The 19,529-nt window shown below is 68.3% G+C and carries 14 protein-coding genes; 3 read left to right on the plus strand and 11 right to left on the minus strand.

From position 1 onward, the window contains the following. Positions 1–21: 21 nt before the first annotated feature. Both MEBOL_RS18645 and MEBOL_RS18650 read right to left on the minus strand, forming a co-directional pair. Positions 22–3,486, minus strand: a complete 3,465-nt coding sequence (locus MEBOL_RS18645; protein ID WP_170115539.1) for an NACHT domain-containing protein — start codon at positions 3,484–3,486, stop codon at positions 22–24. Then, positions 3,479–4,657, minus strand: a complete 1,179-nt coding sequence (locus MEBOL_RS18650) for an ATP-binding protein (RefSeq protein WP_170115540.1) — start codon at positions 4,655–4,657, stop codon at positions 3,479–3,481. Before MEBOL_RS18650 ends, MEBOL_RS18645 begins: the two co-directional genes overlap by 8 nt. A gap of 122 nt (positions 4,658–4,779) precedes the next feature. Between MEBOL_RS18650 and MEBOL_RS18655 the strand changes: the two genes are divergently transcribed. Further along, entirely contained in the window at positions 4,780–5,313 is a 534-nt protein-coding gene (locus MEBOL_RS18655; protein ID WP_095978708.1) for a WbuC family cupin fold metalloprotein, read from the plus strand. A gap of 109 nt (positions 5,314–5,422) precedes the next feature. Here the strand turns inward: MEBOL_RS18655 and MEBOL_RS18660 are convergent, their stop codons facing one another. Together MEBOL_RS18660 and MEBOL_RS18665 are read right to left on the minus strand one after the other, a co-directional pair. Beyond that, positions 5,423–5,608: a hypothetical protein gene (locus MEBOL_RS18660; protein ID WP_095978709.1), complete on the minus strand. Its 186-nt coding sequence runs from the start codon at positions 5,606–5,608 to the stop codon at positions 5,423–5,425. A gap of 93 nt (positions 5,609–5,701) precedes the next feature. Then, on the minus strand, positions 5,702–5,902 hold the full coding sequence (locus MEBOL_RS18665; protein ID WP_095978710.1) for a cold-shock protein: 201 nt from the start codon (positions 5,900–5,902) through the stop codon (positions 5,702–5,704). 424 nt (positions 5,903–6,326) lie between these two features. Here MEBOL_RS18665 and MEBOL_RS18670 point away from each other — a divergent pair, with 424 nt between their 5' ends. Continuing rightward, positions 6,327–7,013: a proline and serine-rich protein 1 family protein gene (locus MEBOL_RS18670; protein ID WP_157775191.1), complete on the plus strand. Its 687-nt coding sequence runs from the start codon at positions 6,327–6,329 to the stop codon at positions 7,011–7,013. Positions 7,014–7,071: 58 nt separating this feature from the next. On the opposite strand, the gene MEBOL_RS18675 is transcribed toward MEBOL_RS18670, so the two are convergent. Then, complete coding sequence (locus MEBOL_RS18675; protein ID WP_095978712.1) at positions 7,072–7,407, minus strand: tellurite resistance TerB family protein; 336 nt, start codon at positions 7,405–7,407, stop codon at positions 7,072–7,074. A 197-nt stretch (positions 7,408–7,604) separates the two neighbouring features. Between MEBOL_RS18675 and MEBOL_RS18680 the strand changes: the two genes are divergently transcribed. Continuing rightward, positions 7,605–8,918 carry a sigma 54-interacting transcriptional regulator gene (locus tag MEBOL_RS18680; RefSeq protein WP_245919885.1) on the plus strand — a complete coding sequence of 438 codons (1,314 nt, stop codon included), beginning with the start codon at positions 7,605–7,607 and terminating at the stop codon, positions 8,916–8,918. A 3-nt stretch (positions 8,919–8,921) separates the two neighbouring features. Here MEBOL_RS18680 and MEBOL_RS18685 read toward each other — a convergent pair whose 3' ends face one another. From MEBOL_RS18685 to MEBOL_RS18710, 6 genes are all read right to left on the minus strand, one after another. After that, entirely contained in the window at positions 8,922–9,236 is a 315-nt protein-coding gene (locus tag MEBOL_RS18685) for a hypothetical protein (RefSeq protein WP_157775194.1), read from the minus strand. Positions 9,237–9,370: 134 nt separating this feature from the next. Then, the gene (locus tag MEBOL_RS18690; protein ID WP_218920923.1) at positions 9,371–9,802 is read right to left on the minus strand and encodes a hypothetical protein; all 432 of its coding nucleotides are present in this window, start codon (positions 9,800–9,802) and stop codon (positions 9,371–9,373) included. 363 nt (positions 9,803–10,165) lie between these two features. After that, positions 10,166–11,566: a serine/threonine-protein kinase gene (locus MEBOL_RS18695; protein WP_095978715.1), complete on the minus strand. Its 1,401-nt coding sequence runs from the start codon at positions 11,564–11,566 to the stop codon at positions 10,166–10,168. Positions 11,567–11,577: 11 nt separating this feature from the next. Continuing rightward, a complete protein-coding gene (locus MEBOL_RS18700) occupies positions 11,578–12,999 on the minus strand; it encodes a hypothetical protein (protein WP_095978716.1) in 1,422 nt (473 codons plus the stop codon). Between the two features lie 157 nt (positions 13,000–13,156). Continuing rightward, on the minus strand, positions 13,157–16,945 hold the full coding sequence (locus tag MEBOL_RS18705) for a serine/threonine-protein kinase (RefSeq protein ID WP_095978717.1): 3,789 nt from the start codon (positions 16,943–16,945) through the stop codon (positions 13,157–13,159). Positions 16,946–17,032: 87 nt separating this feature from the next. Then, the gene (locus tag MEBOL_RS18710) at positions 17,033–19,324 is read right to left on the minus strand and encodes a TonB-dependent receptor (protein ID WP_095982861.1); all 2,292 of its coding nucleotides are present in this window, start codon (positions 19,322–19,324) and stop codon (positions 17,033–17,035) included. Positions 19,325–19,529: the final 205 nt, after the last annotated feature.

Below are 19,529 nucleotides of genomic sequence, written 5' to 3' on the forward strand. Positions count from 1 at the left end.
GGCTTGCCAGTTAGGAGCCAGTCAAACCGGGTCGTCAAGCTCCTTGCCAAACCGTTCCAGCATCTTCGCGAGCCGATCCCGATGTCGCTTAACGTCCCTTCGCATCTGCTCTTGGGAGTCTGTCTCTAGTCCCAGCACTTCCGCTAGTTTCTCGGTAGAGCCCTCCCCACTCAGGATCAACCGCAGAAAAGCGACGTCCTTCTCGTCCCTTAGGTGCTCCTGCTGGATGAGCCGGTCCACCGCGCGGGATGCCTCCACGAAATCCTCCAAGATATCCCCTGGAGGTGACTGCCAGAGTTCGACGACGCTCGCGAAATTCTCCTCGCGCAGGGCCTCTGAAGCCCGCGACCTCATTCGATCTCGCACCCGATGCTTCGCCGCCTGTGTGAGGTAGGTCTCCAGGCGACCCGTCCGGGGATCATACCGCTCGGGCATGGTGACATAGGCGAAGAGCACGTCGATGACGGCGTCGTAGGCTGCTTCCGCATCGCACCTCATGTCGCGTCTCAAGGTTCCCTCGAGCCGGTGGGCAAAGGACTGCGCGAGGTCGGTCAGAACCCCGGGGTCCCCTTGAAGTGCGCGTTCATGTAACTCCCGCTCCTCATCGACTGGCGGAGGGCGTTGGAATGGAGAAGAAGGATTGAGAGTCGATTGGATGAACCGTTCAAGTTCTTCTGAGTGAGCGTGGGCCTCGTCCGGAAAACGCTCGTGCTCCATGGCAAGGAGGAAGAACGCTTCCTTCCGCACACTTTCGTCCTCGTGAGAAAGACCCCTGTAGAGGGCGTGCTGAACGAAATGCGGTGCAGCTGCTTTGAATGTGCTTGGGAACTCGTGCCTGGGTTGCAAGGTTCTGATGGATACGATAATCTGTATGACGTGCCTTAGCACCTCCGCCCGAGAGTTGTTCAAAAGCAGCTCGAGCGCTTCGTCGCGTCTGTACGGGTCTTGGGATGAAATGAACCCTGCCAACGCCGAACTGCGGACTCTTGAGTCCCGATCATCGGCGAGTAGAGAGAGCGTTTCCCAATCCATCGGATCCCCTCCCATGATGATGCTCCGGGCGACTTGCGCTCTGATCGCGCTGTTTTGCGCCTTCGCCGCCAGTTGTAGTGCTTGGCGTGCGCGTGCACCCCGGAGAATGCCTAGTGCGAGAAGGACCTTCTCCTGGACGGTCTCTTCATTTGAGGAAGCGTTACTCAGTAGTTCATCCAAGAGCCGTTCCGCGAACTCCGTCAGGGCCAGTTCACGCAGCAACGGCAGTGCGACTGTTTCTGGGACGGATTGGTTCCATGTCATCACCGCCTTGGCGATCTCCACTTGCAGGGAGGGCGGTAGTGTATCTCCCGCTTCGCTGGCCAGCAGCGCGGCGAGATAGACTGGCTTCCGCTCGGATGTGCTCAGGTGCTGCTGGGGGCTGATTACCTCGTGGGCTAACACTTGGCGGACGAACCGTTGCGTGGCCTGTGCCCGCTTCTGGATGAGCGCCATGTAGCCCACGCCCAGCCGGATGATTTCCTCCCAGCGTGGATTGAAGAGGTGCTCAAGCGCGACGGGCTCGAAGTTCTCCGCCGAGAGGAGTCCCACGGCGGTGAAGAACTCTTGAAAGGTCAAGTGGAGAAAACCCCATTGGCCCGCGCCTCGCTCTAGCAGGATCTGAACTTCCCGGCCCGCACGCTCCAGAAACTCCTTCGCGGAGCGTTCGGCTTCGATTGGCGTTACTCCAGTGTGTTCCTGGTGGGCTTGGGTAAGGGTTCGGATGACGAAGTCTTCAGGGGCGACTCCCGTGGGCCACTCCAGGTGCATTCGCAGCGCGAGTTCTCCGAGGATGGGGATGGCCTCTTCCTCGTAACGGATATCTCGTGCGGGTATGTCACTCGCGACGATTTGGCGGGCTCGACCCCAGGTTTCGCACAAGGTCCGCGCGAAGATCTCATACGCCTGCACCCGATGCCGCGGCAGACGCCCCTCGGCTCTGTGAATCAGGGCTAGGGCGGATAAAAGGAAGGGATTGCGGGCGAGATCCGTCAGACGGGGATTGGCGAAGAGCGCTTCCTGGAGCCGTTCCGAGTTCCTATTTGCTCCCGCATCATCCGGCGTTCCCTCGTTTTCCCACCGGCGGCAGGCGCGCTCGAAGGCGCGGACATATCGGTGGATCTGTTCGTCTTGGAACTCGGCGAGTTCTACCTCCACTCCCTCGGGAAGCGTGATTCCGGAGTAGCCCACGCGGCGAGTGGAGATGACGAAACGATTGCGCGGGTATTGGGCGCAGAATGTCTCAATCCAGCGCAGGACAACGCTTCGCTCCTTGCTCTGGACTTCATCAAGGCCATCGAGCAGGAGCATGCACTCGTCCGCTTCCAGCGTCCGTTCGAAGAAGGGCCTCAGTTCCGCCGCATCCCCCACTTCACGATCCTGGAAGTAGGTGGCGAGCACGTGAGCAACGGAGCAGTCCTCGTCCATCTGAGAGCGGAGTTGTGCCAGTCGGCCGACACTGACCAGTAGTGGAAGCAGTCGCTCCGAGGTGCCGATCCGCTCTGCCCAAGCGAGCGCTCCTCCCGCGGCGAGCACCGCGAGCCATTTTAGTACCGTGGTCTTTCCCGCGCCGGGGTCTCCGAGTACCACCAGGGCTTTGTGTGTCCGTACGAGCCTCGCCAGTGGTTCGCGCGGGATAGGAACCCCTCCCTTCTTCCCACCTCCGGCCTCCACCTTTTTTTCGGACGGTCCGATGCTGACGTGTAGCTGCCGGGCTGCCTGGACATGGTTCGGGAGCAGGTTCCCGAGGCGCCGCGCCTCGGGCGGGATGAAGACCTCGCGGATGTCCAGGCTCGGAGGTTGCTTCTTCTGGAGCGGAAATCCGACGTAGCGCAGTCGGCGGATCTCCGGACTGTTGACATAGCGCCGGATGGCTTGCCAGTGTGTCGTGTTCCCGAGGGGTTTAAAGGCCCCGGGAGTTGCCTGAGTGGCCAGCCCCGTGGGAAAGACATACGCGGCCAGTCCGTCGTGGACCCACTTCCCTAGAGGCGCGAAACGCCGTCGCTCGGCGTCCGTCAAGGACAAGTACACGTCTTCCGTGATGGCGATTCCCTGGAGAGGGGCGGCCTGTGCCAGTTGTTCGCATCGAGCGACATCCTGGGGCGCGAGTTTCTCGCGCGTCGGAGTCCAATCGACCCGGGCGGCATGCACCGCGAGTCGGACGGTCATCGATAGGTCCACCATGGCTCGTTCACGGATGGCCTCGGCGGCTGAGAGTGCATTGATGATGGCCGTGTGCGAATCCTCGCCTTGGACGAGTAACAGGATGTCGTCTTCGCGCCAGCTCAGAGGTTGAGCCGCGCTGACCTTATCGGCGACATACTCGACGCCAGCGATGTAGCGGGCCCGCTGTCGGAGTGATTCCTCCGCCACTCTGTCCCGGCTCACCTGGACGAAAGCCAGGAGGAGCGGTGTGCCCTCGGGCGTGCGCTCCCACCAGGGGGCGTCAGGCATGGCCATCTTCTCCGCGCAGCCGGAGTACGACGCGGAAATGGCCGTCGCCCACGCTGAACTCGGGAGGAGGCAGCTTGCGTGCCTTCATCTGGCGAATCATTTCTGGAACACCCATGCCCAGGTTCTCGCGGCGGCGCGCACGGGCGAGCAGTCCGGCCAGTACGGGGTTGCGGCGCTGGCTGATGCCGCCCACCCGGATGCCTTCGAGTGTGAGCTTGTTGAGCAGTTCTCCCGGATTCACGATCTCCACCCGGTCGTCAAAGACGAAGATGCGCACCTGGGATGCCGCCCGGTAGTCGCGGTGGGCCACGGCATTGAGGACGGCCTCGCGGAGGACCTTCTCGGGCAGGCCTTCCTCGATCCGCTCCATCCCCTCCACATGAGAAGGCGAGCGCACGTTCTTCTTGAGGAAGATCACCGCGTCATCGATCTGGTCGAAGAGCCTGCCCGTGATTTCCTTCCGGTCGACGAACTCGGAGGTCAATTCAGTGCCCTTGAACAGCACGGCCGAGATGCGCGCGTCCAGGAACTTGCCCTGGGGCTCCCGTCCGAAGAGCAGCATTCCCGTGACGGTGGGAGTACCCGATGCATCCAGGCATTGCAGGGCGGAGAGCAACTGGCGTCCGTCCGCCTCATCTGGCTCGTCGTAGAGGAGATCGAGGAAGGCGCGGATCGCCTCGGGATCCAGATCCTCGAACCGGGAGCCGGCCACGGGCTCCTCGTCGAAGTGGTAGTCGGCCGACTGGAGCAGGCGGATGAGCTCGTCACGCCGGGCCTCCCGGGACTGGTTCGCGTCGCGGACGTAGTACTTGCCCGCCGCGTGGTACGGGCGCTCGGCGCTGAATCGGGGAATTTCCACGACTAGGAGCGTCTGCCCGTGGCTCTCAAGCTTCTGGAAGGAGCAGGTGAGCGGGGGCTGGATGCCTTGGTTGCAGGCATGGCTCACCTGGAGCATCAGCTTGTCCACCTGCTGAGGGGTTCCAGCGCCGCTCACTGTCCCGTCATCCTCCACGCCGAGGAAGAGGTGGCCGCCCTGGGTGTTCGCCATCGCGGTGATGGCCTTGGCGATGTCCTTCGGATCCACGAGGTAGTTGTTCACCACGGTGCTCTTGAACTCGGTGACGGTGTCCTCACCCAGTTTCAGCCGCTGCTCCAACTCCTCGAAAGTCATGGCGGGATGTATCTTGCCCCGCCAGCTTGCCTGGCGACAGCACGCAGTGCGGTATTCGTTGTCCCCATTCCACTCCCGCATGGGACTGGCCAGTCCGCGCCAGTCGTGGTCCGCTGGGCGCCATGACCTCCTCGTTCCGCCGTGCCCTGACCGCACCCGAAGGCACACTCGTCATCCTCTCGCGCTCGCAGGTGGACGAGGCCGCGGAGGCCTCCCGGGCGAGTCCCCGCCAGCGCATCATCCTGCCCCTGCACAAGCACGAGTCGGAAGGGTTGCAGCGGATGCTCAACGTCGTCCAGCCGGACAGCTACGTGCGGCCCCATCGGCACCTGGATCCGCCCCGCTCCGAGTCCTGGGTGGTGCTGCGCGGTGCCGTGGCCTTCTTCACCTTCGAGGAGGATGGGCGCGTGCGCGACTGTGTCCGGTTGGAAGCGGGCGGCGAACGCTTTGGCGTGGACCTGGGTCCGGGTCCCTTCCATGGCCTCGTGGCGCTCGTGCCAGACACGGTGCTCTTCGAGGCGAAAAACGGGCCGTATTCACTGGCCAACGACAAGTCCTTCGCCCCCTGGGCACCGGAGGAAGGTGCTCCCGAGGCTCGGGACTATCTGCATCATCTGCGCGCGGAGTTCCTGCGACGCCACCCTCTCCCGGACTGAACGAGCTCCTGGGGACGGGCTCCGCACTTCACCCAGGACAGGCCGACCGTGGGGTGGCCCTGTCCCGGATGACCCCAGGCGGGGTGTTCAATGCGCACACGGGACCGCGTCACCACCCCTCGGGGAGGGGCTGGGGTCCGGGGACGATGTGCGCGATGTCGGGATCCTCCTCACCGGGCTGCCGGGTGGGACGAGCCTCCTTGTCACGCTGGCGCTCCTCCTTCCGGGCCTCCTTGTCGCGCTGCTTCTGCTGGCGAGCCATTTCCTTCTGTCGCTTTGTCGACCTTCCCTGCATGGTTGCTCCGCGGATAGAGGAAAAAAGAGGCCCGGCCTCTTGGGAGGCCGGGCCTCTTCACTAAAAGATAAGGTGCGTGGGTCGCGGGTACAGCTACTCCGCGCGCACGTTCGAGGCCTGAAGACCCTTGGGGCCGCGCGTCACGTCGAAGGTCACCCGCTGACCCTCCTGCAGCGTGCGGAAGCCGTCCATGTTGATGGCGGTGTGGTGGCAGAACACGTCCTCTCCGCCATCCTGCGCGATGAATCCAAAGCCCTTCGCGTCGTTGAACCACTTCACGGTGCCAGTTGCCATTGCCTTGATGCTTTCCTGTACAGCAGGGCGTCCATCGCCAAACTGTCCGCTCACTCGAGCGCAGATCGGACCTATACCCCGCTCACCGTGAAGTCGAGGCAGGAAATCTCCTGGCCTCGTTTTCACGACATCCGACGCAAGGGCGCGATCGTACGGAAAACACTCCCTTGGCCGGTTCTGTTCCCTGCTGGGCGCTGAGGCTCGCGCGGGCGAAGGGGGTCTCCTCGTCACGCCTGCCTGGATGCTCTCCCTCTGGGACAGGCGTGCGCTCGAAAACGGGAGTTCCCGGGTTCACTGCCAGGCAGGTGCGCCTGTTCGGACAGTCCAGGTGCGTTCGGAGCGGGGGCCGTTTGAATTCGTACGCCCGGCCCACGTCTGGGGGGGGTGGATGCGCCAAGGCGCCTCCTTCCCGAGAGAAGATCCCATGAAACCGCTGCTCGCCGCCCTGGCCCTGCTCGCCGCCCTCTCCGCCTCCGCCCAGACCTCTCCGGCCCTGACTCCGCCTCCGGGCGAGGCCTCGGGAGCCGTGTCTCCGGGCGCCACGGGCTTTCGCGGGGGTCCTGGCCCCGAGGCCGATGCCCGCTGGGGCTCGCGTGGCACGCCCGTGGTGGTCGAGCGCGAGGACCTGGAGCGGCGTCTGGCCCGGCTGGAGTCGCTGATGGGCGAGGCCGTCGAGCGCAGCCGCCGCGGCGATGGCCGGGGCAAGCTGAACGAGGCGTACCAGGAACTGCGAGATCTGCGGAAGGTGCTCTCCTCCGCTCCCGACGCGCGCGGCTACAACCCCCCGAGGCCGCCCGCGCCCGCGCCCCCGCCGCCTCCGGCGTATTCGCCCATCGCCGACAGCCAGCTGCGGCGGATCCTGGATGCCGTGGCGCGTGAGTCCTTCGCCGCCAACAAGACGCGGGTCCTCGAGGAGTCCGCGCGCGGCAACTACTTCCTCGTGGGCCAGGTGCAGCAACTGCTGCCCCAGTTCTCCTTCTCCTCGGACCGGCTCAACGCGGTGCGGCTGCTGTGGCCGCGCGTGCTGGACCGCCAGAACGGCTACCAGCTCAACTCCTCCTTCTCCTTCTCCAAGGACAAGGAGGAACTGCAGCGGATCATCTCCGGCTGAGGGGTCGTCCAGCCAGGAACTCTCCCGGGCCAGATTTGGCCCTTCGCACGTCCATGACTCAGGCGGGCGGCAGTCCCAGCATCTCGCGCAGCTGGGCGAGCATCTCCTCCTCGGCGAAGTGCACCTGGGCGTCGCTGTGGATGAGCGTGCGCACCGTGGACAGCACCTCGTCGGGGGATTGGCGCAGCAGGCCCAGGTTCGGCGCGGGCAGGGGCTCCCCCAGCTCGAGGCAGCGCTCGAGCCGCTGCAACTCATGCAACGGCACCTTCCAGCGTTGGGCCGCGCCCAGGAGCGCCTGGGCCTCGCGGGGGTTGAGCTCGTCGTCGCTCCAGGCCACGTGCAGCAGCAGCTTGAGCAGCTCGATGTAGAACCGTTCGTCGGTGGGTGGGGTCATCCCGGTGTTCTCTCCGCGGGACGGGAGCGTCGCTTTTTCCGGTGCCTTCGTCCATGGCGGTGACTCCTCGCGCCATCCGTCGCGCCGTGGGGGCCGCGTGATAGCGTGGGGCCATGACTCCGTCTGACCGATCCCGTGGCGCGCCTCCCTCTCAGAAGGATGCCGGAGCGCCGGGGAGTCCGCTCGATGCCCAGGACATGAGCGTGACGCGGCCCTACACGAACCTGCCCCAGGCCTCCGAGGGGCCCGCCGTCCGGCGCTTCGTGCTCACCGTGGTGGAAGGTCCCACGCCCGGTGCGGTCTGGGACTCCGTGTCGGACGCGTGCTCCATCGGCTCGCACCCGAGCAACGACTTCAACCTCGATGACCCCACGGTGTCTCGCTTCCACTGTGAAATCCGCGTGGGGCCCCGGGGGGCGCGGGTCAAGGATCTGGACAGCACCAACGGCGTCATCCTCGATGGCGTCCAGGTGGCCGAGGGATACCTGCGCGGAGGCAGCCTCCTGCGCCTGGGCCGGGTGGTGGTGCGCTTCGACTACACCCCCGAGAACAACCGGCTGCCCGTGTCGGAACTCACCCGGTTCGGCTCGCTCGTGGGGATGTCGGTGCCCATGCGCATGTGCTTCGCGCTGCTCGAGCGCGCGGCGGGCCGGGACGTGACGGTGCTCCTGGAGGGCGAGACGGGCACGGGCAAGAGTCAGGCGGCGCAGGCCATCCACCAGGCGAGCGCCCGGCGTGACAAACCCTTCCTCACGGTGGACTGCGGCGCGATTCCCGCGGACCTCCTGGAGAGCGAGCTGTTCGGCCACGAGAAGGGGGCCTTCACGGGCGCGGCCACCCGGCGAATCGGTGCCTTCGAGGAGGCCAACGGGGGCACGCTCTTCCTCGATGAGATGGGCGAGCTCCCCGCGGAGCTGCAACCCAAGCTCCTGCGGGTGCTGGAGGCGCGGGAGATCCGCCGCGTGGGCACCAACAACTACGTGCCGGTGGACGTGCGCATCATCGCCGCGACCAACCGGGACCTGCGCGCGGAGGTGAACGCGGGGCGCTTCCGCTCGGACCTCTTCTTCCGGCTGGCGGTGCTGCGCATTCCCCTGCCGCCCATCCGCCAGCGGCCCGAGGATCTGCAATTGCTCGTGGAGCAGACGCTCCTGGCGCTGGGCGCGGAGCCGGAGCGGACCCAGGCGTTGCGCTCGCCTGGCTTCATCTCGAAGCTGGAGCAGGCCGCGTGGCCGGGCAACGTGCGCGAGCTGCGCAACTACCTGGAGCGCTGTCTGGTGTTCGAGGACACGCTGTCCCTCTCCGATGTGGCGCCCCAGGGCAGCCGCTTCGAGGTGGACCCGAAGGTGCCCTACGCCGAGGCGCGCCGGCTCGCGCTGGATGACTTCGAGCGGCGCTACCTGCGCGCGCTCCTGGCGCAGCATCAGGGCAAGGTGTCCCAGGCGGCCACGGGCGCGGACATGGACCGCGTCTACCTGTACCGCCTGCTCAGACGTCACGGCATCAAGTGAGCATTACCAGTCGCCGAGGCCATCCAGGTTTCGGCGCAAGAGCTTGCCCTCCGCGCTGACTGCATAGGTGGCTCCGCCGTCGAGCATGCCCACGGTCTGGCCACAATTCTCGGGCTTGTAGGTGATTCGGACGAAAATGATATCTCCCTGTCTCACTGCCCGGTACCGGTACGAGGACTGCTTTTCCGCGCAGGCTTTTCCTTTCGGATCCGCGTCGAGGAAATTGTCCGCGGCGATGCGAATGGCTTGGAGGGTTGCTCCATCCAGATCCGTATCCAGGGGTAGATCGTAATTGAAGACCGGGAGTTCGACGCTCATGTCTTGAAACTCGGGTTGCTCCCTTTGACTGACGCAGTCACAACCCAGGAGCGAGCCCAGCGCTCTGCATGGTCCATGCGCGCAGCCCAGGAGCGAGTTGCAGCACAAGAGGAGGATGGCGCCCAGTCGCATGGTCATTCCTCGGCCTTTTCGATCGTGATTTCGAATCCAGGAGGTGTGGACTTCTCGCTCAATGTGACCCGGCCATACGTCCTTTTCGACCAGTCGTGCTGATCCGACTGAGTCCATTTCAGCAATTCGCCAGTTCTGGGGTAGTAAAGATAAAAACCATCACAACCCGGAGGACCTCCATTCTGGCTGCGCGAAAAGAACGCGGCAATGCCGAGGTCTATCTCTTTTTCGTGGGTGTGCACGGTGAGGCCGTGGATGCGGGCCTCCTCCACGATGAACCCAATGTCTTGTTCGGATAGCTCGCTACCCAATGGGTGGTTGTGAATCGCGAATACATATCCAAGACTTTCTGGTGTGAAGCGATGGTCCAGAACGTGGTCCGGTAGTCTGCACCTCGTCACATTTTGACTGGAGCTCATGGCGACGAGGCTCATCTCATATTGCCCTTGGGGCGTGGAGTAGATCCACGCGCAATACTCCTTGGGCACGTTCCGGTATCGGCTGAGATGGGGGGATTGGGGTCGAGTCGCGACCGCGTTATCGAAGGATAGCAGCTTGGGACATGCGGCCAGGAGCGCATCGGAGTGGGTCGGGAAGGGTCCGAAGCCGGGCATGGGCCCCGGGATGTAGGGGGCTCCATCTGGCGGAATCGGAACGACGCCCTGCTGATGCGCGGGTCCACACGCCAAGCTCATGAGGGCGACATGCAGAAACCGGATCGCCAAGCGGGCTCGCATGGGGGGACCGTAGGTCGGCGGTCCTGGTGCGTCAATGCGCGAAGCCGACGCCTCGGGGGTTCACTGCAGTGGGGTGTCCCTCCAGACGTGATGCAGGTGCTCCTTTCCCGCGAGGTGTTGTGTCTGGAATCCGCCCTCGAGTCCCGAGAGCGCGGCCTCCGTCACCACCACCCCATGGCCGGGATGTCCTCCCGTCCAGGCCGATAGCCGCATCAGGCGGCCCCCGCCCAGGCTCTTGCGACCCAGCGCTCCTGGACGCAGCGTCGCCAGGTCCACGTGGAGCGTGGGGACCAGGGTCACCCGCGTCTCTCGTGTCTCCTCCTGTCGCCCCTCGGTGAGCGCGAGCGCCATCTCCAATACCCGCCTCCGCGCCTCCCGCTCGGCGTCCGGCTCGTCTGGCAATGCCGCCACGCTCAACAGGAAACTGCCTCCCTCCACCATCACTTTCAATCCCAGGGCGTCTGTCTTCGCGCGCACTTCCTCCAGCAACGTGTCCACCGTGTTCAGCACCTGGTCGTCCACCCGCCCCTCCATCCGCGCCTCCACGTACAATCCCACCGCGCGCACCTGTTGGATGTGGCCCGGACCCACGCCCCGCACGGCGCGCCGCAAGTCCTCCAGCATCCCGCCCACCCCCGCGTAGCGGTCCTCGCGCCGCTTCTCCATGCAGCGCGCGATCACCGCGTCCACCGCCACCGGCACGGGTGCTCGCTCACTCGCCCTCGGCACCGGGGCGTGCAGGTGCTGCTCCTCCAACTCCACCTGCGTCGTTCCCTGGAAGGGCGGCTGTCCCGTCACGAGCTGGTGCAGCAACACGCCCAGGCCATACAGGTCCGTGCGCGCGTCCGGTGTCTCGCCTCGAATCTGCTCCGGCGCCATGGACAGGGGCGTGCCCAGCACCATGCCCGTGCTCGTCGCCCCCGTGCCCGCGTCCTCGGGCGACAGCAGCTTGGCCACCCCGAAGTCCACCAGCTTCACCTGGCCTCCCTCGGACAGCATCACCACGTTCTGCGCCTTGAGATCCCGGTGCACCACGCCCGCGCCGTGCGCCGCCCCGAGCGCCGAGCCCACCTGCTCGAGTACGTCCAGCGCCTCGCGCGCCGACAGGGGGCCTCGCGCCAGGAGCTCCGCCGCCAGGTCCCTTCCCTCCAGCCACTCCATGGCGATGAAGGGCCGACCGTCCGGCAGCGTCCCGTGCTCGAGCACATCCACGATGTGCGGATGGTCCAGCCGCTTGAGCGTCTCCGCCTCCTGCTGGAAGCGGCGCAGCGCCCCGCGCGCGGTGGCGAACTGGGGGCGCATCACCTTGAGGGCCGCGGGCGCTCCGCTCCGCGCCTCGCGTGCGTGGTAGAGCGTCGCGACGGTACCCCGGTAGCGCACGTCCTCCACGACGTAGCCGCCCACGAGCGCTCCGGGTGACAGCTCCTCGCCGTACAGGGACTGGGCGGCATTGTCCTTCATCCTCGGCTCCTCTACTTGACGGTGCGCGAGCGGCAGACGTCCGGGGGCGCTCCCGGCACCACTCCGCAGGCGTCGTGGAGGAAGACGGTGATGGGCTCCATCCATTTATTGCCGCCCGCATCGGAGCACACCTCGAAGTCTCCATCCCCCTTCACCAGGCGGCCATCGTCGTACTGGCACCGCGAGGCCGGGAATCGGGAGTCCGTGGGATCCACGCACAGGCCCAGGGACGTCGCCGCGCAGTTGGACCCCATGCCGGGCACCGCGCACAGCCGATGCGTCGCATAGGCCGCCGTGCCGCTCCAGCCCGCGGCCTGGCAGGAGTACATCTTGCGGTACACCGAGCCCTGGACGATCTGCTCCTTGCCGCGCGTCTTGCCTTCCCGGTCCACATAGACGGAGACCGCGAGCGCATCGGGATCGAAGATGTTGCCGTAGTAGGCGCCCTCGCGCAGGAAGAACGCCTCGGCCTCGGAGAGCGGATAGCGCGTGGACGCCTGCGTGCCCGTCTCCACGCCCACCGCCACCGCGCCCGTCTGCGTGCTGTCGTACGGCGCGGACATCACGTTGAAGAAGCCCGACGCGGGGCAGGTGAACGTCATCGCCGCGGAGGTCGTGGCGCAGGCGCCCTCGCTCCGCTCCAGCTCCCGTGCTTCGCCGTGATCACACCCGAAGATGTCGTCGCACACGCGCAGCATCATCCGCGTCCCGCTCGCCGCGCCCAGGGCCGCGCCCGCGCCGCATTGATCCGGCGCGCGCCCGCCCGCCCCCAGCCGCACCACCTGTCCCGGCACGCACCGGCCGATGCCCTCCGCCTTCCAGCCACAATCGCGGCTCACCGACGTGCCGGGCGAGGCACAGGTGCCGTAGCTGGGCACGGGCGCGTCCGTGTTCGGGTCGAACGGGACCGGCTTGGTCGCGCTCTCCAGGGAGAAGAGCGTGGGGCGGGAGGGATCCTCTCCGCGCAGGGACAGCTCCACGCGCCGGCCCTGGGCGTTGTTGCGCGCCAGCAGACAGGCGGACACCCAACGCTCGCAGGTCTCCGTGGGGGCCGCGCTCTTCCACTGGGGGCACAGCCCGAGCTTGCCCTCCCAGATGTTCGTCAGGCCCGTGGTGGGATCCATCCAGGTGACGTTGTTGCCCTTGGGCAACGCGCAGCTCACCAGGTACGACATCAACTGCCGCGCGTCCGGATCCCGGAGCTGCTGCTGGAGGTAGGCATTGCCCGTGGTGGGGGCGAACAGCGGGACCAGCCCATTGCCCACGAGCAGGGGAATGGCCTGGGGATTGGTGGAGATGGCGTTGAGCACCAGCGCCTGGGTGGTGAGCGAGTTGGCCACCCGCAGGGATTGCTCCGCCGAGACGGCCGGCTCGTCCGGCGCAGGCTCCAGGGCGTCGGGGTTGCATCCCCCCGCGCTCAACAGCGTCGACACGGTCAGTACGAGCGTTCCGAGCGGGGAGTACGTAGAGGAAGGAGTGAGCCGAACTCGCGGGAAATCCATGTTCAGAAGTGAATGCATGGGGTGGGCCATTCAATGAAAAGGTGGGCTCGCGGGAGAGGACGGGGGCGGTCGGATGTGTCCTGGGGAGCTACGGCTTCGGGGGTGGAGCTGTTGCCTCCCAGGCCACATGCAGGGCGTCCAGACGTGAGCGCCACAGGGGGGAGGTCGCCGCGGTGGCTCGCGCCCGGCCGAGCCATTCCCGGGCCTCCTGTTCCCGTCCGGCTCCGTGCGCGCCCAGGGCGGCCTGGTGCAGCACTTCCGTCAGCTCGTCGCCCGAGGCGTCGGGCTCGGTCTCCGAGGCCAACGTCGTCCAGGCCGGGGCGCTCCAGGTGCCTGTCTCGGCCTCGTGCACGCGCAGCGCCACCATCCGCCACAGCGCCCGCGTGTTGGGCGGAGTGGTCTCGGGGGCACAGTTCGCGGTGAGCCAGGCGAGCAGCGTGCGCGCCTCGGCGATGTCCCCGAGCGCCGCGCACACGCGCGCCAGCAGCACCGCGTCCACCGCCACCGGGTGCTCGCGGAAGAAGCGCAACCCCAGCTCGTGCGCCCTCCGGGCCAGGCCCAGCGCCTCGCGCTCCCGCCCCATCCAGTGCAGGCACTCGGCGAGTTGTCCCACGCTCCAGCGCTCCACCTGCGCGTGGCCCAGCTCTCGCCCCAGGGTGATGGCCTCGCGCAAGTCCCTCTCGGCGCCCGCCAGGTCCCCGCGGAGCCGCCAGAGGAAGGTGCGGTTGATGAGGGTGGCGGCCCGGTGCAGCGCGTCTCCCTCGCGCTGGCACAGGCCGAGCGCTTCGTCGAAGGCCGCCGAGGACCCGGGCTCGTCTCCGGCCAGCGACAGTCCCGTGCCCTGCATCATCAACGCGATGATGCGCGTCTCCGTGTCCCGGGCGAGCGTGGCCGACTCCACCGTGGCGGTGAGCAGCCGCGTGGCGCGCGTCCAGTCCCCCTGCCTCCAGGTGTAGCGCGCGCGGGCGAGCGAGCAGCGCACGGACAACTTGGGGTCATCCAACGACTCGGCCTTGTCCAGCGCCTCCTGGGTGCGCGCGGCCGAGCCCTCCGCGTCCTCGAGCCAGTCCACCAGCGTGGCCTCCTCGAGGAGCAGGTCCACCTCCAGCGCGGTGTCGCCCAGGGCGTGGGCCAGTGCCCGCGCCGCGACCAGGTCCGCGAGCGCTTCATGGAAGCGGTGGGTGCGGTAGCGCACCCGGCCTCGTCCCGCGAGCACCCGGGCCCGCCGCGCGGAGTCTCCCTCGGGCAGCTGCGCGAGGGCGTGGGTGTAGTCCTGTTCGGCCTCCACGTGGCGGTGGGCCCGCCGCGCGGCCTCGCCCAGGGCGAACCAGGCCGCGAAGGACTCCTCGTGCGCGCCGCACGCCGCGGCATGACGGGCGCGCTGGCGCTGCTCGCCCTCGCTCCCGCCTCCTCCAAGGCTCCGCAGGGCCGCCGCGTGCAACGTCCGGCGCCACGCGGCGGGGAGGGCTCGCTCCAGGGCCTCGCGCAGCTGGGGTTGGCGGAAGGCGTAGCGCTCGGCATCCACCGGGCGCAGCAGGCCCGTGCGCGAGAGCCGCGCGAGGCCCGCCCCCGCGTCCAGTTTCGCCACCCGGGCTCCGTCCTCCGTCTTCTCCAGGTGGCGCTGGGCCGCGTCCACCTGGGCCACCGTCGGCTCCGGCCCGAGCACCGCGCACAACTGGGCGAGGCCCTGGTGCGACTCGGGCAGGAGCGCCAGCGCGCGCGCGGCGAGCCTCTCGAAGAGGGGCGTCACCGAGACGTGCAACAGCTCATCCGCCGCCACGTACCCCTCGCCGCTCGCGGAGGTGCGCAGCGCTCCCGAGGCGCGCAGCGCTCCGGCCACCTCCACCAGCGACAGGGGCACGCCCTGGGTGAGCTGGTCCAGGCGGGCGAGCACCGGCTCGGGGATGAACTCGGCGGGGCGCAGGAGGCGGCGCAGCAGGGCGCGGCGGGCGTCGGGCTCGAGGGGTGCCAGCGCGTGGTGGGCGAGGTGGCCGGCGCGCTCGCCCAGCAGGGGCCGCAAGGTGAGCAGTTCCGGACGTGCGCCGATACAGACCCAGAGGGGCACCTCCGGCGCCGCGAGCGTGGCCACCTCCAGGGCGTCCAGGGCCGTGGGGTCCGCCTGGTGCGCGTCATCCACCAGCAGGGCGAGGGGCCTCGGGTGGGCGAGCTTGCGCAGGGCTCCGGCCACGGCGCGGGCGAGCGCATGACGCCGGGCCCCCGCGGGCGGAGAGGGCAGTGGCTTGCCCGGGGCGGCGAGGGCCCACAGCGCCTGGAGCAGGGCCTCGGGTGGGCCCGCGTCGGGAGGAGTCGCGGCGAGGCGCACCACCCGGGCCCGTCCGCTCGCCTCCAGCCGTGTGGCGAGCGCGTCGAGGACGCGGCTCTTGCCCAGTCCCGGCTCGCCCGTGAGCAGGGTCAGTCCCGGGCCGGGGCCCGAGAAGGCGCGCGCCGCGTCCGCGAGGAGCGAGTCGAGCAGCGCGTCGCGGCCGAACAGAGGCGGCGGCTCGGCGAGGGGGGGCGCGGTGGTGCGCGAGGCGTCCTCCGAGAGGAGGAGGGCGGCCTCGGGCGTGGCGCGCGGGGACGCGTCCGTCCGGGCCTCGTCCGGAGGCCACCAGCGCGCGGGATGGTCCAGGGCCTCGCCCGCCAGCCGGAGGACGGAGGCGCCCGGGCGCACGTACAGGGGCGCGAGGTGGAGGACGAGGCGGAGGCCGGGCTCGGTGGCGAGCGGGCGCGCGGCGCGGGTGGCGGCGCGCAGCCCCGCCTCGGCCGAGGGGTGCTCGGGAAAGGCCACGAGGTAGCGCTCCGGGTGGACGCGCGCGATCAGTCCGCCCTCGGGCGCCACCGTCTCGGCGAGCCAGGCCGCGTCCAGGTCTCCGCCCACGCCGAGCAGCGCCACGGTCCGCACGCCCTGGGGCCTCGTGGGCGAGGCCTCGGAGGGCGTGGAGATGGACGGCGTGGCGAGGCACGCGGCGTCGAAGGCGGTGAGCAGCGCGGCCGCCGAGTCGAAGCGCGCGGCGCGCTCCTTGGCGAGGCAGCGCAGGAGCACGTCGTCGAGGGCCCGGGGGAGGAGGGGCGCGCGTTGGGAGACCCGGGGCGGCCGGAGGTTCACATGCCCGTGGGGCACCTCGTCCGGCCCACCGGTGAAGGGAGGCGCGCCGGTGAGCAGTTCGAAGAGGAGGACGCCGAGCGCGTAGAGGTCCGTGCGCGCGTCCACGTCGCGTGACTCCAGACACTGCTCGGGGGCCATGTAGAAGGGCGTGCCGAGCCGCTGGCCGGTGCGGGTGAGGTGGAGGGCTTCCGGAGGCGCGTCGGCGTCGGGCGTGTCGAGGAAGCGCGCGAGGCCGAAGTCGAGCACGCTCAGCGTTCCGTCCTCGCGCAGGAAGAGGTTCTCCGGCTTGAGGTCCCGGTGGACGATGCCCGCGCGGTGCACGGCCTCCAGGGCGGCGCACAAGTCCGCGAGCAGCGCGCGCACGCGGGGCAGGGGCACGGCGCCGGTGCCGGGCCATTGCGCCATCCACGCGGCGAGGGTCTGGCCTCGCAGCAACTCGAGGAGGAGGAAGGCATGTCCACCGACCTGCCCCTCGCCGAGCAGGGCGGGGACGGTGGGCGGCCCCACGCGGCGCAGGGCGGCGGCCTCGCGGGCGAAGCGACCCGAGAAGTTCCCGAGCGCCACCTTGAAGGCCACCTCGCGTCCGTCCTCCTCCCGGGTGGCCAGGAAGACGCGGGAGAATCCTCCGGCGCCCAGCGGTGCCCGGAACTGGAGCCCGGGCACCTGGGGGAGCGGAAAGGACTCGGCCTCCAGGGAGGGCCGGGGGGGCGCTCCGTGAAGGGCACAGGCGGCGCCGGGGACGAGGCGGCGGTAGCAGACCGGGCAGCGCATGGGGAGGCACGGCGGAGAATGCCGTGCCGAGGACGTTAGCAGAGCGAGGGTGGTCGCCGCTTCCTCCCCTGGTCAGCCGGGAGGCGGCTAGAAGCGCACGCGGGCGGTCAGGTACGCGGTGCGCGCGGCGGCCGGCACGGCCTGACCCGAGTAGTACTGGTCGTAGTAGAGCTTGTTCGTGAGGTTGTTCACGTTGAGCTGCAGGTCGAGCTTGTCCCAGAGCGAGTAGCTGGCGAAGGCATCGAAGCGCCAGTAGTTGGGCACCTTGTTGAGCACCGCGGTCTCCGAGGCCGGGTTGTTCACGACCGTCACGTCCTGGTACACGGCGCCGCCTCCGAGGCTCAGCCGCTCGATGGGCTCGACCGTGGTCCACAGCGAGAAGCTGCGCTTGGGCGTGCTCGGCAGCGGCTGGCCCACCAGGTACGCGTTGGGGTTCGCGAGGATCTCCGAGTCCAGGTGGGTGTAGTTGGCCAGCACCCGCCAGTAGCGGTTGATGGTGCCCGTCACGCCCAGGTTGAAGCCCTGCACCCGCTGCGCGCCATCGAGCACGAGCTGCGGCACGGACGGGTCGGCGCTGGCCACGCGCGCGTTGGTCTTCTCGATGCGGAACACCGAGCCCGTCACGCCCAGGCGCTCCTCGAGCAGTTCCGCCTTGGCGCCGATCTCGTAGATGCGGTTCTTCTCGGGGTCCACCGTGGCGTTGTTGTTGGCGAGCGTTCCCGCCTCGGCGGAGGGGTTGGCGGACGTGCCGTACATGGCGTAGACGCTCGTCTTCTCCAGCGGGTGGAGCACGAGTCCGAGCCGCCAGTTGAAGAGCGTGTCCTTGTTGTCCAGGTCCGTCTTCTCCCCCGTGGCGCTCACGGCCGAGTAGCGGGTGCGGAAGACGTCGACGCGCGCGGAGGCGAGCACCTCGACATAGCGCGTGATCTCCAGCTGATCCGCCGCGTAGACGCCCACGTCCCACTGGCGGCTCGTGTTGTAGCCCGTGGACACGCGGCTCACCGAGGACAGGTCCGGCGCGGGGTCCGGGTCGAACAGGTCCGCGGGGAGGTTGGCGGTCGTCGAGCCCACCAGGTTGTTGCGGTCCTGATCCCTCGACTCGCGCGACAGCTCGAGCCCGATGTTCGCCGTGTGCTTGACGATGCCCGTGGTGAGCTCGCCGCGCAGGTCCGTCTGGTTGATGAGGTAGAGGTTGTCGGTGTTCGTCTCGAAGCGCTGCCGGCCGATCGTCAGCGGGTTGGTGGCCGGCGCGAGCCCGCGCGGGGCGGTGGGGCGGGCGAAGCGATCCACGCCGCCCAGGCGCAGCGTGTTGGTGAGCCGGGGGCTCGAGGCGCCGCCCTCGCCGAAGCGGTGCTGGAAGCGCGCGGTGCCCACGTGGGCATTCACCCGCTCGCGATCCTCGGCCTTCACGCCGTACCAGGCGTCGCGGCGGACTCCGTAGCTGATGCCCACCGGATAGCCGTTGTAGTAGGGCTGGCCGTAGTCGGGGATGCTGGCCTCGTGCTGGTAGAAGTAGTCGACCTCCAGCGAGGTGTTCTGTGCCAGGGCCACGGCGAGCGAGGGCGCGAAGCCCACGCGATTCTCCTGCGTGTGATCGCGGCCCGCGACGTTGGCGCGCTGGCCGAGCAGGTTGACGCGCACCTGGACGCGCTCGCTCAGGGCCTCGTTGATGTCCGCCTCGAGACGGCCCGAGGGCGCCGTGCCGCCCGTGAGGCTCACGCTGCGCTGGGAGCGGCGCACGGGCTTCTTGGTGACGAGGTTGACGGCGCCGCCCGTGGAGCCCCGGCCGAAGAGCACGGCGGAAGGACCGAAGAAGACCTCCACGCCGCCCAGGTTGAAGGTGTCGCGGGTGAACCAACCAAGGTCGCGCACGCCGTCACGGAACGTGTCCGTCTGTGCCGAGAAGCCGCGCAGGTTGAAGGTGTCTCCCTGCCGGCCGCCCTCGCCCGCGCTCACCGTGATGCCCGACACGTTGCGCAGCGCCTCGCGCACCGTCGTCGAGTACTGCTCCTCGATGACCTGCTCGGGCACCACGCTGACGGACTGCGGCGTGTTGACCAGGGGCCGGGTGAGCCGGGGCAGGGCGCTCTCCTCGGCGTGGTAGCTCTTCTCCTCGGCGCTCTCCTGTACCTGCACCGTGGGCAGCACGAACGTGTTCTCCGTGCCCTTCGTGCTCGGAGCCTCCGGGGCGGGCGCGGTGCTCTCGGTCCGGGGCGCGTCCGGCGGAGGGGTGGACTCCTGGGCGAGCGCGCCTCCGGTGACCAGGGCCGACGCGAGGCCGACCGCCGCCGGGCCCACGGGCCACAAGGCGCCGCGGATGCCTCCAGAGAAACCCTTCGCCGAATGGATGCCAGTGGAGGTGTTGCGCTTGGATGACATGCTCGGTCCTTGTTCCTTCCGGGCGGAGGGCCGGTACTCGGCGCCATCGGCCAATGACTTGAATTTGAGAATCATTCTCAGTATTTGAGTCTGAAACGAAAAGCAATCCGCTTCGGACCCGGCGACTGTTTGTTTTTCTTCTGGTGGCAAACATGCCCCCGCACCTTGCTGCGCGGGGGCCGGTCTGAGCCATACCGGGCGTGTT

The organism is Melittangium boletus DSM 14713, from assembly GCF_002305855.1.
Lineage (GTDB): Bacteria > Myxococcota > Myxococcia > Myxococcales > Myxococcaceae > Cystobacter > Cystobacter boletus.